This window comes from Paenibacillus hemerocallicola, from assembly GCF_006265175.1.
Classification (GTDB): Bacteria; Bacillota; Bacilli; order Paenibacillales; family NBRC-103111; genus Paenibacillus_AB; species Paenibacillus_AB hemerocallicola.
This window is the reverse complement of sequence record NZ_VDCQ01000041.1, coordinates 38,616-53,453: the sequence shown is the minus strand read 5'-3', so window position 1 is coordinate 53,453 and position 14,838 is coordinate 38,616. Positions and strand designations below refer to the sequence as shown.

Here is a 14,838-nt window from a genome sequence, read left to right as displayed (position 1 = left end):
GCCTTCACCGCTTCCTCGCTGGCGAGGGGCATCCCCGCAGCCTGTGTACGATCAGAACAAATCGAAAAACAGCTTGTACAGCACGAAAGCGAGCACCATACTGATCGGAATCGTAATGAGCCAGGTCATTATCATCCGTCCGACGGTGGCCCACTTCACGTCCTTAAAGCGGATTACGCTGCCCGTGCCGATAATGGCGGAGGTGATGACGTGAGTTGTCGATAACGGTTGACCCATCGCCGTCGAGGTCTGAATGACAATGGAGGAGGTCAGGTCGGATGCGAATCCGTTTACCGGCTCGATTTTCATAATTTTTTTGCTGACCGTTTTAATGATTTTCCATCCGCCGATCGAAGTGCCGAGACCCATCGCCGTGGCGGCGGATATTTTAACCCAAAGCGGCACGTCCAAGTTGGTGTGATAGCCGCCGGCTACCAATCCGAATACGATAATTCCCATCGCCTTTTGCGCATCGTTGCCCCCATGGCTGAACGACAGCAAACCCGCGGATATAATTTGGAACGTTCGGAACATACGGTTCAGCTTCGATCGGGATTTGTTCCCGCTGAACAAAATGATATATTTCAGCAAATACATAATGAGAAATCCCATAGCGAAAGCGATAATCGGCGACAAGATCAAAATATAGACGATTTTCAAAAAGCCCGACATATGAAGGGATTCGAATCCGGCTCCGGCGATAACCGCCCCCGCGAGCGCTCCGATCAGCGTATGGGAGGACGACGAAGGGATACCGTAATACCAGGTAAGAAGATTCCAGATGATCGCAGCGACGAGTGCGGCAATTACGACTTGGACGCCATTATCGATTTCCGCCGGGTTGGCGATGCTTCCGCCGACGGTTTTGGCGACCTCGGACGACAGCAAGGCGCCCACGAAGTTCAATGTCGCCGCGTACAATACCGCGAATCGGGGAGACATGGCCCTTGTGGAGATGGAGGTGGCGATGGCGTTTGCGGTGTCGTGGAAGCCGTTGATGAAGTCGAACAGCAACGCCAATACGACGATGAATATGATCAAAGTTAACATGATTTTCTCCTAACGCTTGGATTCAAATACGTTACGCGTCCATGGCTCGTATGTATACAACCGTTCTTATGCGTAACGCAGCACGACGCTTTCCAAAATATCCGCAACGTCCTCGCAGCAATCCGTCGTCTGCTCCAGCCGCTCGTACAGCTCTTTCAGCTTGAAGTCATGGTAAGGGTCCGTCGGATGGGTGAATATTTCCCGGATTCCTTCGCGCATGAGCCGGTCGCCTTCGTTTTCCAGACTGTTGATCTGAACGGTATGCTCCTGGATTTGCATATATTTCTTTTTGGAGAGCAGCTTGAATGCGGCAAGCAAATGCTCGCAGGAGGACACGAGCACCTCGGAGAATTCCTTCATATATTGGTTCGTAAACGTGATGTTCAAGTAGTCGAATCGGGCGATGGATGCCTCGATGCCGTCCAGAACGTCGTCCAGCCGCACGGCGAGCTCCATAATGTCCTCGCGGTCGAGCGGCGTAATGAACACTTTGTTCAGTCCTTTGAAAATTTCGTGCGTAAACGAATCGCCGATATTCTCGATTTCCTTCAGCGCCTCGAAATAGGTGGCGGGCGGCTTGTCGCCCATCATCGCCTCGCGAAACATATGCGCGCCTTTCAAAGTGTTCTCCGCGCCTTGAATGAGGAGATTGAGAAAATCGATCTCGCCCTTTTTATTGAAAATCATCAAGCGTAAAACCCCCAGTGTTCGATGGATGAAATCAGTTATTTACACAAAATTAAAATTATCATATCGGGGCATGGAAAAGCAAACGACTTTTGTCGAATGTTCGCGGGTTTTGCGCGGCATGTCTTTGTTTTGCTTGATTTTGCCCAAGCGAAAAGGTACATTGGAAGACGGGCGCATTGATTCGATATTATCCGAAAGGTTTGATGCAGATGGCGAGAACGCTAATCAAAAACGGCACATTCGTGACCGTTGCGGATGAATTCCCGATCGTACGGGGGAGTATGACGATAGAGAACGATAAAATCACATATATCGGAGAACATGCCCCGGACGATGCCGAGAAGTTCGATGCGATTATCGACGGCAGCGGGAAGCTATATATGCCGGGATTGGTCAATACGCATTGCCACGCCGCCATGTCGCTGCTGCGCGGGTACGGGGACGATATGGCGCTGCAAGTTTGGCTGGAGACAAAGATGTGGCCGAACGAGGCGAAATTTACCGGGGAAGACGTGAAGTGGGGAACGCTTCTGTCGATATTGGAAATGATCAAAGGCGGAACGACAAGCTTCGTCGATATGTACGATCATATGGATGAGGTGGCGAAGGCGGTCGAGCAATCCGGCATGCGGGGATGTTTGACCCGCGGCGTCATTGGACTATGTCCGCCTGACGTACAGGATCACAAGCTGCGCGAAGCGGTCCAGTTCGCCAAGGACTGGCACGGGAAAGCGGACGGCCGCATTACGGCGATGATGTCGCCTCACGCTCCGTACACTTGTCCGCCGGATTATATTGAGAAAATCGTGCAGGCGGCCCACGATTTGAATTTGCCGCTGCATACGCATATGTCCGAGACGCTGCGCGAGGTGCTGGAGAACGAGAAGCAATACGGCTTGCGGCCCGTCGATCATTTGGCCAAGCTGGGCCTGTTCTCCCGCCCGAGCCTGGTCGCTCACGCCGTTCATCTGAACGATGCGGAAATCGAAACGCTTCGCGAGCACGATGTGCGCGTCTCGCATAATCCGGGAAGCAACCTGAAGCTGGCGAGCGGCGTAGCGCGCGTCCCGGATCTGCTCAAGGCGGGCGTTCTGGTGTCCCTCGGAACGGACAGCTCCGCCAGCAACAACAATCTCGACATGTTCGAGGAAATGCGGCTCGCCGCCCTCATCCATAAGGGCGTATCGGGCGATCCGGTCGCCGTTCCGGCCAAGGAAGCGCTCAAGCTGGGCACGATAAACGGAGCGAAATCGATCTGGCTCGACGAGGTCGGTACGCTTGCCGCAGGGATGAAAGCGGACTTCATCGCTCTCGATATCGATCAAGCGCATTTTTTGCCCAAGAGCGACTACATTTCGCACGTCATCTATTCGGCATCGGCCAAAGACGTTACAGACGTATTCGTGGACGGGAAACAAATCGTACGCGGCGGCGAATGCTTGACGCTTGACGAAGAGAAAATCAAGTTCGAGGCGCAGCGGCGGTTCGAGCTTCTGACCAACTGAAACGAAACAAAAGCATGGGGAGGGAGAAAACGACCGTGGCAAGAAAAATTACATACAGCGCAATTATCGTACTCGTGCTGATGACGGTCGCGCTCGTTTTTTTCTACCGGACGATACATGACGAAGAATGGGCCATGCGCGTCGCTGCCGAGAAGACGGTAACCGAATCGACTTATATGGAAACGATCGACCGGGTGGAGACGTTCATCGGCGAGAAGGAGTACAGGATCGTATTCGGCAAAGACTCTGACGGCCGAGAAGCGATTGTATGGGTAGACGGCGATGCGGCGCACATGGAATACGCCAGCTCGGGCGTTTCGAATGAGGACGTCAGGCAAAAAGTTTTGGAACAAAATCCGGCCAACGAAATCGTCCGGGTAATGCCCGGCGTCCTGAACGGCACTTATTTGTGGGAAGTGCTGTACAACCGCAAGGAGGACGAAGGCAGCCGGTACTATTACGGATATTACCGGTTCGATAACGGCGCGGAAATCGATACGTGGCGAATGAGCAAGCGCTGATAAAATGCAAACGGAAGAGGCTGTGCCCGGATATTAGTCCGGAGACAGCCTCTTTGCTTTTTAACGCTGCCGCACCTTGCCGAACACGTTAACGACGAACACGACAACGGAGGCGATTACGAGCAAGCCCCCTACTGCGGCAATAGGAATGCCTGCGCCATTGATCCCGTTTGCGAAAAGCAGCATGCTGACGACAAGCAGCGGAAGACCGATATTGTGCAGCCAGAACTGTACGCCCGCCAGCTTCGTTTTACCCGCATCCGGATATACGGTGTAGATGACTCCGATAATCGCCAGCGACGCCCATCCGAGCAGGTTGATGTGGGCATGCGCGGACGTATATTTGAATGCTTCCGCGATTCCCATGACGAGACCGACAATGACTCCGATCAAGAAGTAAATGACCGATACTTTAATAAACCGGGCTCCCATAGACTTTCTCCTCCCATATTCTCATTTCGACAAAGATTACAACTTTATTCCTATTCGATGAAACCGATTCGATTCCTTTTCCTCCCAAAAATATTTATAAACCGACAAAAGGCGCGTCATTGGTGCGGTTTCCACACATTGCATCGGAAAAAGTATATACGATGTGATATACTCTTTGTATAGCAGTTCGATAGTGAAACTAAATATGCGAAAGAAAGGGGGACGTCGCGTGAAGTTGCGTCTCTTGCCTGTTATTACGAGCGTTATTGTTTCTTCGGCCGTATTGTTCGGAGGTTGGTTTCTATATGACAGCTTGGCCATGGAGAATCCGCTCTCGCGGATCGTTCAGGAGCAGCCGGGCATCGAGCAGTCCAAAATCAATATCGGCAGCGGTACGGTGTCGATCGAAGTAACCCCGACGTCCGACGCGAATCTTCGTGAAATATATAATTCGATTGTGGAAAAAGGCGGTTCGATTATCGGCGATCGCCAAGTGGAGCTCGTGGTGAAGGATACGAGCACGCCCGAGCTCGACCGGTGGTGGTCGGACGCGTTGTTCGACGTAGCGGAAGCGATGGAAGGCAAGCGATATGCCGCGATTCCCGCCGCATTGGAGGCGAAGAAAGCGACGTTTCCGGGACTTCGGGTCGATACGGAGATGGACGACCAGTATGTGTACGTTCATATGACCGACGGAACCCACGACAAATACAAGCTGCTTCCCCGCAAAGCTCAGCGGATAGGAGTGTGGCCGAATGAGTAAAATAAGCAAAGAAGTGTTGATCGGATTCGTGCCGGTATTGCTGGCATTTCTTATTTTTATGGGCGTGAACGTCATCCCATTCGTGCTGGTCGGCGTTATTTTGTTCTCCTTATTGTACGTGACGCGCATGCGGGACAATTTGGGAGTCTCTTCTTCCGATCGGAAAGGAAAAAGCCGGACGCCTTCTTATTTGACTTTCGATGATATCGGGGGGCAGGATCGGGCCAAGAACGAGCTGAAGGAAGCTCTCGATTTCTTGATTCGCCATGAGGAAATACGCAAATTCGGCATACGGCCCTTGAAGGGGATTCTGCTTACGGGACCTCCGGGAACCGGGAAAACGCTGATGGCGAAAGCCGCGGCGCACTACACGAACTCGATTTTCGTATCGGCTTCGGGCAGCGAGTTTGTCGAAATGTATGTCGGCGTCGGGGCTAGCCGCGTCCGCGATCTATTCAAGGAAGCGCGCAGCCGGGCCGCCAAGGAAGGCAAGGATAGCGCGATTATTTTTATCGACGAGATCGATGTGATCGGCGGCAAGCGGGAAGGAGGTCAGCACCGCGAGTACGATCAGACCTTGAACCAGCTGCTGACCGAGATGGACGGTATCCACACGTCCGAGACGCCGCGCATTTTGATCGTGGCCGCCACGAACCGGAAAGAAATGCTGGACAGCGCGCTGCTGCGTCCGGGACGGTTCGACCGGCACATTCAAGTCGATTTGCCGGACAAGAAGGGCCGGATGCATATTTTGCAAATCCATGCCAAAAACAAACCGGTGTCGACCGAAGCGAGCATGGAACGGGTAGCCGGGGAAACGTTCGGATTCTCCGGCGCCCAGCTCGAGAGCGTCATGAACGAGGCGGCGATTTATGCGATGCGGGACGACAATCCGGAAATCGCGCAGAAGCACTTCTCCCTCGCGATCGATAAAGTGATGATGGGCGAGAAGACGGACCGGGAATCGACGATGGAAGAGCGCAAGCGCGTCGCGCTGCATGAGCTCGGGCATGCCATCGCCGCGGAAACGGTCAAGCCGGGCTCCGTATCCATGGTGTCGCTTAGCCCGCGCGGCCAGGCGCTGGGCTACGTAAGGCATAACCCTCAGCAGGATCAATATTTGTATACGCGCACCGAGCTGGAGCAGCAAATTATGATCGCCCTCGGCGGAGCCGTCGCCGAAGAAATGTTTTACGGCGGACGCAGCACCGGCTCGAGAAACGATTTCGAGCAGGCTCTTCACCTGGTTCGCACGATGATGGATTCCGGACTGACCGGTCTGGGCATTATCGATCGCCAGATGGTGACGCAGGAAGAGCTGATGAAGGAAAACGCGGCCATTCTGGATGCGCTGCATCGGGCGACCCGCGATATGCTGGAGACATTCCGTTACGTCTTCGAGCAATCGCTCGACATCCTGATTCGGGAAGAGGTACTGACCGGCGATACGTTCCGAGCGCTGCTCGTCGAAGCAAAGTCGGGCAAAACCCCGGCTTAGCCGGGGCATGCATCATTCGCAAACTTCAGCAGACGCTGAAGTTTGTTTTTTTTCTCCCATTTTGCGGACTTTTTGTGTCCGTGGATGAAAATTTTCTCCTTTAGGTGTATCATCGGAGTATGGGGTTCGTGGCATCGAGGATAAGTCCGGAAGGAGAAGCAAGCGTGCAAATTACCAAAATCGGCGTAGTCGGCGCCGGGACAATGGGTCAAGGAATCGCGGAAATGCTGGCTGCGAAAGGAATCGATGTGCTGCTGCTGGAGAAAAGCCCGGAGCGGCTCGAGCACGCCTGGAGGAGCATCGAGCTTAGTTTAGCGAAGCAATTGGAAAAATGGGCGATTACCGAAGCGGAAAAAAAGCTTGTATGGAGCAAAATTCATAAAACGATTGCGATCGAGCAGCTCGCTTCCTGCGAGATGATCATCGAGACGGTGACCGAAGATTTGGACACCAAGAAAGAAATATTCGAGAAGCTGAACGCCGTATGTCCGGATGCCATTATCGCGAGTAATACGTCCACGCTCAGCCTGACCGAGCTGGCAGGGGAAACCGCGCACCCGGAGCGCGTGATCGGTCTGCACTTTACTTATCCCGCCGGGAAAAGTCCGCTCGTCGAAATTGTTCGGGGCTTGAAGACGTCCGAGGAAACATATGCGACCGTTCGCAATTTCGTCGAGCAAACGATTCGCAGAAAAGGCATCATGGTGTATGAATCGCCCGGGTTCGTTACGACGCGTCTTATCTGTACGCTGATCAACGAGGCGATGCATACTCTTTCGGAAGGGGTCGCTTCCGCCGAGGATATCGATACCGCCATGAGAGTCGGCTACGATTTCCGTTACGGGCCTCTCGAGATGGCCGACAGATTCGGGCTCGATTCGGTATTGGCCGCGATGGAGCGGATGTTCCGGGAATACGGGGATTTGAAATACCGCCCATCGTTCATGCTGAAGCAAATGGTCCGGGCCGGACATCTCGGAGTCAAATCGGGAACGGGATTTTTCCATTACGACGAGGATGGTGACCGGTTATGAACGTATTAGTCATCAATGCGGGCAGCTCGTCGGTCAAATATCAGCTGTTCGACATGACGAACGAGACGGTTATGGCCAAAGGAAAGGTCGAGCGGATCGGCATGGAGACCGCGATGCTGACGCATGAGCCTGCCGGCAAGTTGGAGATTCGCGAGGTAAGCGAAATATTGGACCATACGACGGCGATCCGCAAAGTACTGCGAATTCTGACCGACCCGAAGGAAGGCGTCCTGCGATCGCTTCACGATGTTCATGCCGTCGGCCATCGCGTCGTGCACGGAGGGGAAACGTTCTCGGGGTCCGTCCGTATCGACGAAGGAGTAAAGCAGGAAATCAAGAGGCTGTTCGACTTGGCTCCACTGCATAACCCCGGGGCGCTGACGGGCATTCTAGCCGTTGAAGCCAATTTGCCGCACATTACGCAGGTTGCGGCGTTCGATACGGCGTTTCACCAGACGATGCCCCCCGTGTCGTTCCGGTACCCGATTCCAAGCGTCTTTTACAAAAAGCACCGGGTCCGGCGTTACGGCTTTCACGGCACTTCCCATCAATACGTGAGCGGTCGGGTATCGGAGTTGAGCGGCCGGCCCTTGGACCAAATGAAAATGATTACGTGCCATATCGGCAACGGAGCAAGCGTGACCGCCATCATGAACGGGAAATCGTTCGACACGAGCATGGGATTGACCCCGCTCGAAGGGCTCATGATGGGCACCCGGAGCGGCGATATCGATCCCGCTATCGTTCCGTTCGCGATGGACAAGGAAGATTTGTCGCTGAACGAAGTGAACTCGATGCTGAACAGGCATAGCGGCTTGTTCGCCGTATCGGGAGGCTTGGGCGACATGCGCGAAATTATAGAAGCCGCACAAGAAGGAGACCGCAATGCCCAGCTCGCCTTCGATATGTACGAATACAGGCTGCGCAAATATATCGGCGCTTACGCCGCCGCGATGAACGGCTTCGACGCTCTGGTGTTTACGGCCGGCGTAGGGGAGAACAGCGCCTTGCTACGCAAGACGGTATGCGATCGGCTCAGCTTCCTCGGCGTCAAGCTGGATGATGAGGCGAACGAAAGGAGAACGGGGGACGATCGGATCGTTTCTGCCGCGGATTCGCGAATCGAGGTATGGGTAATTCCGACAAACGAAGAGCTGATGATCGCAAGGGATACGTTCCGCGAAGCGGTCAACGAGACGATGCAGCCGTCGACGTAACGACAACAATCATTGGAGGGATGAATATGGAGCTTAATACGATTCGGGAAGTGAGCTCTCATGCCGGAGAAGCCGTACGGATCGGCTGCTGGGTGCATGGCAAGCGGTCTAGCGGAAAAATCCAGTTTCTGCAGCTGCGTGACGGAACCGGCTTCATCCAGGGCGTCGTTGTAAAAAGCGAGGTTTCCGAGCAAGTATGGGAAGCGGCTGCCAAGCTGACGCAAGAAAGCTCGCTCTACGTGTCCGGGACGGTCAGGGAGGATGCCCGCAGCCAAAGCGGTTTCGAGCTCAACGTTACGGATGTGGAAGTCATACAGCTGGCCGTCGATTATCCGATTACGCCGAAGGAGCACGGCGTGGACTTTCTGATGGACCATCGTCACCTGTGGCTGCGGTCGCCGCGTCAGCGGGCTATCATGGTCGTAAGGGCGCAGATTATCCGCGCCATCCAGCAATTTTTCGACGACAACGGGTTTTATCTCGTCGATCCTCCGATTTTGACGCCGTCGTCCTGCGAAGGAACGACGAATTTGTTCCATACGAAATATTTCGACGAAGACGCCTATTTGACGCAGAGCGGACAATTGTACATGGAAGCGGCCGCCATGGCTCTCGGCAAAGTGTACTCGTTCGGGCCGACGTTCCGGGCGGAGAAATCGAAGACGCGCCGGCATTTGATCGAATTTTGGATGATCGAGCCGGAGATGGCGTTTGTCGATCACGAGCAAAACCTGATCGTCCAGGAAAGGTTCGTATCGCATATCGTACAATCGGTATTGGCCCATTGCCCCAAGGAGCTGGAGACGCTCGGCCGGGACATTTCCAAGCTGGAGCCGATCCAAGCGCCTTTTCCGAGAATTACGTATGACGAAGCGATTCGCCGGCTGAAGGAGAACGGGCACGAGATCGAGTGGGGAGAAGATTTCGGTGCGCCGCACGAAACGGAGATCGCCAAGCAATTCGACAAGCCGGTGTTCATTACGCATTACCCGGCTTCGTTCAAAGCTTTCTATATGAAGCCGGACCCGACCCGTCCGGAAGTCGTACTTTGCGCCGATATGATCGCCCCGGAAGGCTACGGTGAAATTATCGGGGGAAGTCAACGAATCGACGATCCGGAGCTGATGCGGGAACGATTCAAGGAGCACGAGCTTGCAGAGGACGCGTACCGGTGGTATTTGGATTTGCGCAAATACGGCACCGTGCCTCATTCCGGATTCGGTCTCGGCTTGGAGCGGACGGTCGCCTGGATTTGCGGGCTGGAGCACGTAAGGGAAACGATACCGTTCCCCCGTCTGCTGTATCGGTTGTATCCGTAACCGCTTTGTATATTGAAATAGTGGGGAGGAGATCGTTTGGCCAAAGGGGAAGAGCATAAGCAAATCGAACGGGGCATGACGGCGGCGATGCAAGCGGGCGGCGTCTCCATCCCGGTTACGCTCCTCAGGCTGTACAAAAGAATGAAGCTGTCCGAAGTGGAAGTGATGCTGCTGATCCAGATCATGGCCTTCAAGGACAAGGACGGCAAAGAGTTTCCGACTCTCGAGGAGCTACAGGAGCGGATGTCCGCGCAGCCGGAGGCCGTCATCAAGGCACTGCAGCGTCTGATGAAAAATGAAGTGCTGCAGATCGACGAAGAGATCGACCAAGTGACCGGTGTTTTAAGCGAGAATTACAATCTGGCCCCGATGTACCGCAAGCTTGCGGCCGCATGGACGGAGGAGGCACGGGAAGCAAGGGCATCCGCGGCTCCGGGTACCAAAGCCGCACCGGCCAAGACGGACGTCGAGGACATTTTCACCGTGTTCGAGAAAGAATTTGCCCGCCCGCTCACTCCGATGGAATGCGAGACGGTATCCCAATGGCTGGATCGCGACCGTTACCCCGAGGAGCTGATTATGTTCGCGCTGAAGGAAGCGGTGTTCGCCGGTGTCATTCATTTCCGGTATATCGACCGGATTTTGCTGGAATGGAGCCGCAACCGCGTGCAGACTCCCGAGCAGGCAAGAGAATATACGCAAAAATTCAGAGGAGGCCGATAAGCGGTCTTCGAGGAAAGCTGTCCCTTTCGCTCTTCGCGTGCGCATTCGGGGACAGTTTTTTTAATTGAAAAATATTACATTATAACCTATATCGGATAAAAAAGGGTTCTTGTGAGAACTATATTACAACAATCCACTGATTAGAGTTCTCATTCGATGATGCGGACATCGGCCGCAGCGCTCCGGAGGCAGTCTTCATGGAACATCAATCCCGACAGGACCTTCCCCGAAGGTATCTTTCCCACATCAGCTCCTTCAATTTGAATTACTTGCATTTACGCAGTCCCGTGATTGTTGCCTGGTGGGCGGCGGCATTTCCGGGATTCGGACATTTGCTGCTCGGCCGCTATTTGAAAGGGTATATTTTGCTCATATGGGAAGTCGTCATCAACTGGTATTCCAGGCTCAACGAAGCTATGGTGTACTCCTATACGGGGCAGTTCGATTTGGCTCGCCACGTGTTGAATAAAAGGTGGCTGCTGCTGTACATAGCCGTATATATTTATTCCATCTGGGACAGCTATCGGTTGACGGTCGATACGAACAAAATCGTGAAGCTCGGACGTATGGCGAAATCGCCGGTCCAGTCCTTATTCATCGGACCGTATTCCGCCAATTTTCTAGACAAGCGAAGTCCCGGTTTAGCCGTGGCTTGGTCGTTGCTCATGCCCGGATTGGGCCACCTGTATCTCCATTTGGTCCCGACGGGCTTTCTTTTGCTATGCATGACGATCGTGCAGGTCGTCATGTCGCACTTTCTCGAAGCGTTCTATTTCACGATGATGGGGTCGTTCCGGGAAGCCGTCGCTGTGCTGGACGTCGAATGGACATTGTTTCTGCCGTCCATTTACGGGTTCGCGATGTATGAGTCGTATGTGATCGCGGTGGAATACAACAATTTGTTCCGGCGCGAGCAGTCCTTGTATATGAAGAAGGAATATCAATCCGAGTCGTTCGACATGCCTTTGTGAAGATCGTGAGGAGGGGGCGGCGCCAATGTATTTGATCTCGGCGTTTCAGCAATCATTGGATGTAGAGCTAGCGGTTACCGAGCTTGAGCAGCTGGGAATCGGAAAGGAGCGCATATTGGCGGTTCCGCTTGACCAGCTAATGGGGGGCAGGCCTTTGCTCGACACGATCCATCGTTCCGACGGGATCAGCTTGTTCGATTTGGGCTCCGTACTGGGAACCGTCTGCGCCGTTCTGGGTGCCAGCTTCGGCTTCGTATGGGTTTGGGGACCCGTTATATGGGGGCTGATCGGCTTTGGCGCCGGATTCGTCGCGGGATTTGCGCTGGATGTGCTCATTAACAGGCATTACTTGAAGAGGAAGCGGGTCAAACGGCCTGCCGCCGAATTAATCCTGATGGTCCGCTGTCTGAGCGGGGAGCAATCGAGCGTGCGGCAAGTGCTGGAGCGGCACTTTGCTCTGGGAGTCGGGAAGGTGGAGCGGCCTTGATGGCCGCTCGGTACATCGCGCTCCTACAAATTCAATGCTTTCCATCGATAAGCGTATTCGAACAAAAATTCGAATGCCTCCAAATGCCTCTTTGCTTCGAAGACGTTGGCCCCCCAGGCGTAAATGCCGTGGTTACGAAGCACGATACCGGGTATTTTGAGGTTCAGGCGGTCTTCCACAAGTCCGGCGATTTTGGCAATATCGGCATAGTTCGGGAGGATCGGCACTTCGATCCGTGCGTCTTCCTCCCAAATGTTGAACGCCTTGATCAGCTCGACCCCTTGGAAGGGGACGCTGCCCGCTTCAGCGTACAGCTCGGAGACGATATTATTGAACACGGTATGAACGTGAAAGACCGCCCCGCAGCCGGTCAAACGGTATATTTCGCAGTGGATGAGCGTTTCCGCCGACGGCTTCAGCTTCGTGGGCTCGATCGGCCGGCCGCCGCCGTCCACGATCAAGTAGTCTTCGGCCGTATGCTTCGACTTGTCCCTGCCGCTGGAAGTGACGGCGAAGGCGAACCGGTCGGGCGTGAACTCGCCGACGCGTACGGACAAATTCCCGCTTGTGGCAGGAAACCAACCTCGCTCGGCCAGCTCCGATTTGACGTCCTTCAGTTGACCGAACGCCTGTTGGCGTTGTTCCAATGTATAGATGGGATCGTTCAATGTTATTCTCCTTCCCGCATCGAGTTCAATTGACGGACTATATCGTGAAACGTTTCATATGGAACATACGGCAAGCCGAGCTGCTCGCATTTCGTAATCAGGTGGGAACGGGCGAAGACGAGATCGGCAAGCTTGGCCCCTTCGAAATCGGTCACGCTGTCTCCGATCAATATGCGCAAATACTGCTCCTTCGGATAACGGCGTATAACCGTCGTCTTGCACATTCCGCAATCGTTCGAGCAATGTTCGTCGCAAGGATGCGGCCAGACGATACGAATCCGTTCGCCGGAAAAATCGCTGGCGTTGCAAAAGATGCGTTCCTTCGATACCGGAAAAGGCTCGAGCAGGGGCAGCAGAAAAAAATCGATGCCGCCGCTCGTAACAAGAAACTCGACGTCGTTCCGTTCGCAGTAGCTCAGCAGCTCCGGAAAGCCGGCTCGAATATTCGCGGTATCGAAGACGAATTTCGCCACCTCGTCCCGGCTCGAGGAAGGGAGCAGCTCGAACATTCGTCCGACGCCGTCCCGGATGCTGATCTTGTTCGTTACGACCCCTTCCACCAGCGATTCCCAGCCCGGCGGATTGAAGTGCCGCATAATGGCGACGATATTGTCGCTCTCCGTAATCGTCCCGTCGAAATCGCAGAAAATGATCGGGCGCTTCATTCCTTGGCCCCCCATCGCTCGATGGCCGCGCCGAGCTCCGGATGGGACTCGGCATACTCGGCAAGCGATACGCCGTTCATAACCGCGTCTATAGCTTGACGGAAAGCTTGTCCTCCGGCTGCCGTACCGAGCGGATGGCCATGTATGCCTCCTCCGGCATTGACGACGACCTCCGTGCCGAAATCGCGAATAATCCATGGGACAAGCCCCGGATGTATGCCCGCCGACGGAACGGGGAAGCTTCCGCGCAGAATGGGATACGTATCCGTTCCGGATTGTTCGGGTGCACGGTATACGTAATCCTGTTGAAGGTTGTTTGTCACGAGCGCATGACGGATCGCCATATTCTCGGCCTTCGGCATGACGACGGAGCCGTAGGGCGACGGGAACAAGACGAGATCGGCGCCGCTAAGCCTCATCAGCTTGCCGAGCAGCACGGACGCGGAGATGCCGTAATGCGGCGAAGGATACAAGGCGCCGGACAAGGCCGGGTGCGCCGCGATCGGAACGTTGATATCGGGATCGGCGCTCAGCTCTCGCAATGTATCGAAGCCGTACGCCAGCACGTTGAACAACAGCGCATTGGCGCCTGCGTCAATCGCCCGTTTCGCCTGATCGGCGAGCTTCGAGGCGGGCCCGGTCACGTTGACGGCGTAGAGCAGCTTTTGCCCGGTTACGGCTTGGGCCCGTCCGGCCGCTTCCATGCAAGCCTCGACCCGTTTCTCGATAGGGGTGAGCGGGTTCTCGAACAAGATTTCGTCGTCCTTGATCAGATCGACTCCTCCTGCCGCTTGGCCGTAAAACTGATGACTCAGCTCCTCCAGATCGTGACCGACGACCGATTTGAAAATGCTCATGAGCAGCGGACGGTCGTGTACGCCGAGCAGCTCGCGCACGCCGGCGATACCGAATTTCGGCCCGCCGAAGCCGTCCAGGAAGGACGGCGAAAATTGCAGATCGATCAGCTTGACCTTCCCGTCCATCGACAGCTTCCCGAAGACGGTGACGAGCAGCGCGGGAATGTCGGCGCTGAAATTGATGTCGGGATAGGCGATCCGGATATCGGCATACCGTTCGGCAGTGCCGTTCGCCAGGTCGACGGCCGAGCCGGTCGGCTCCGTTACTTCGACCGAGAGAACTTGCCCCAGATGCTTCTCCATTTGTTTCTGCTTCGCCGAGGGCAGCTCGGTCCAACTGCCGACGGTCAACCCGACGGCAATCGATTGGGCCTTTTTGTGAAAATCGGCTTTATCGTCATGGCAGCGGTAAGTGGCAACACAGTAAGAGCTCAAAGG

General features: G+C 54.7%; 16 protein-coding genes. 10 read left to right on the top strand and 6 right to left on the bottom strand.

Annotated elements, in window-relative coordinates; translation table 11 throughout:
* Window positions 1-51: 51 nt before the first annotated feature.
* Both FE784_RS24925 and FE784_RS24920 read right to left on the bottom strand, forming a co-directional pair.
* Window positions 52-1,050 carry an inorganic phosphate transporter gene (locus tag FE784_RS24925; RefSeq protein ID WP_139604975.1) on the bottom strand — a complete coding sequence of 333 codons (999 nt, stop codon included), beginning with the start codon at window positions 1,048-1,050 and terminating at the stop codon, window positions 52-54.
* Window positions 1,051-1,116: 66 nt separating this feature from the next.
* Window positions 1,117-1,737 (bottom strand): DUF47 domain-containing protein, encoded by a 621-nt coding sequence (locus tag FE784_RS24920; RefSeq protein ID WP_139604974.1) that lies wholly within the window; start codon window positions 1,735-1,737, stop codon window positions 1,117-1,119.
* 212 nt (window positions 1,738-1,949) lie between these two features.
* Between FE784_RS24920 and FE784_RS24915 the strand changes: the two genes are divergently transcribed.
* Both FE784_RS24915 and FE784_RS24910 read left to right on the top strand, forming a co-directional pair.
* Window positions 1,950-3,245 carry an amidohydrolase gene (locus FE784_RS24915; protein ID WP_139605006.1) on the top strand — a complete coding sequence of 432 codons (1,296 nt, stop codon included), beginning with the start codon at window positions 1,950-1,952 and terminating at the stop codon, window positions 3,243-3,245.
* A gap of 35 nt (window positions 3,246-3,280) precedes the next feature.
* Window positions 3,281-3,766: a cell wall elongation regulator TseB-like domain-containing protein gene (locus tag FE784_RS24910; RefSeq protein ID WP_139604973.1), complete on the top strand. Its 486-nt coding sequence runs from the start codon at window positions 3,281-3,283 to the stop codon at window positions 3,764-3,766.
* 60 nt (window positions 3,767-3,826) lie between these two features.
* Here FE784_RS24910 and FE784_RS24905 read toward each other — a convergent pair whose 3' ends face one another.
* Complete coding sequence (locus FE784_RS24905; protein WP_139604972.1) at window positions 3,827-4,198, bottom strand: cytochrome-c oxidase; 372 nt, start codon at window positions 4,196-4,198, stop codon at window positions 3,827-3,829.
* A gap of 229 nt (window positions 4,199-4,427) precedes the next feature.
* On the opposite strand from FE784_RS24905, the gene FE784_RS24900 reads away from it, so the two are divergent.
* From FE784_RS24900 to FE784_RS24865, 8 genes are all read left to right on the top strand, one after another.
* Complete coding sequence (locus tag FE784_RS24900; RefSeq protein WP_139604971.1) at window positions 4,428-4,961, top strand: hypothetical protein; 534 nt, start codon at window positions 4,428-4,430, stop codon at window positions 4,959-4,961.
* Entirely contained in the window at window positions 4,954-6,459 is a 1,506-nt protein-coding gene (locus FE784_RS24895; RefSeq protein ID WP_139604970.1) for an AAA family ATPase, read from the top strand. The genes FE784_RS24900 and FE784_RS24895 overlap by 8 nt, the downstream gene beginning before the upstream one ends.
* A gap of 164 nt (window positions 6,460-6,623) precedes the next feature.
* Window positions 6,624-7,493 (top strand): 3-hydroxyacyl-CoA dehydrogenase family protein, encoded by an 870-nt coding sequence (locus FE784_RS24890; RefSeq protein ID WP_139604969.1) that lies wholly within the window; start codon window positions 6,624-6,626, stop codon window positions 7,491-7,493.
* Window positions 7,490-8,710 (top strand): acetate/propionate family kinase, encoded by a 1,221-nt coding sequence (locus FE784_RS24885; RefSeq protein ID WP_139604968.1) that lies wholly within the window; start codon window positions 7,490-7,492, stop codon window positions 8,708-8,710. The genes FE784_RS24890 and FE784_RS24885 overlap by 4 nt, the downstream gene beginning before the upstream one ends.
* 20 nt (window positions 8,711-8,730) lie before the next feature.
* Window positions 8,731-10,029, top strand: a complete 1,299-nt coding sequence (asnS, locus tag FE784_RS24880; RefSeq protein WP_139604967.1) for an asparagine--tRNA ligase — start codon at window positions 8,731-8,733, stop codon at window positions 10,027-10,029.
* Between the two features lie 36 nt (window positions 10,030-10,065).
* On the top strand, window positions 10,066-10,752 hold the full coding sequence (locus tag FE784_RS24875) for a DnaD domain-containing protein (RefSeq protein ID WP_342779132.1): 687 nt from the start codon (window positions 10,066-10,068) through the stop codon (window positions 10,750-10,752).
* Window positions 10,753-10,949: 197 nt separating this feature from the next.
* Entirely contained in the window at window positions 10,950-11,723 is a 774-nt protein-coding gene (locus tag FE784_RS24870) for a hypothetical protein (protein ID WP_139604966.1), read from the top strand.
* A 25-nt stretch (window positions 11,724-11,748) separates the two neighbouring features.
* On the top strand, window positions 11,749-12,210 hold the full coding sequence (locus tag FE784_RS24865; protein ID WP_139604965.1) for a hypothetical protein: 462 nt from the start codon (window positions 11,749-11,751) through the stop codon (window positions 12,208-12,210).
* 23 nt (window positions 12,211-12,233) lie between these two features.
* Here FE784_RS24865 and mtnB read toward each other — a convergent pair whose 3' ends face one another.
* From mtnB to FE784_RS24850, 3 genes are read right to left on the bottom strand one after another with little or no spacing between them, the layout of a single operon-like run.
* Window positions 12,234-12,878, bottom strand: a complete 645-nt coding sequence (mtnB, locus tag FE784_RS24860; RefSeq protein ID WP_139604964.1) for a methylthioribulose 1-phosphate dehydratase — start codon at window positions 12,876-12,878, stop codon at window positions 12,234-12,236.
* 2 nt (window positions 12,879-12,880) lie between these two features.
* Window positions 12,881-13,543 carry a 2-hydroxy-3-keto-5-methylthiopentenyl-1-phosphate phosphatase gene (locus FE784_RS24855; protein ID WP_246132162.1) on the bottom strand — a complete coding sequence of 221 codons (663 nt, stop codon included), beginning with the start codon at window positions 13,541-13,543 and terminating at the stop codon, window positions 12,881-12,883.
* A complete protein-coding gene (locus tag FE784_RS24850; protein ID WP_139604962.1) occupies window positions 13,540-14,835 on the bottom strand; it encodes a 2,3-diketo-5-methylthiopentyl-1-phosphate enolase in 1,296 nt (431 codons plus the stop codon). The genes FE784_RS24855 and FE784_RS24850 overlap by 4 nt, the downstream gene beginning before the upstream one ends.
* Window positions 14,836-14,838: the final 3 nt, after the last annotated feature.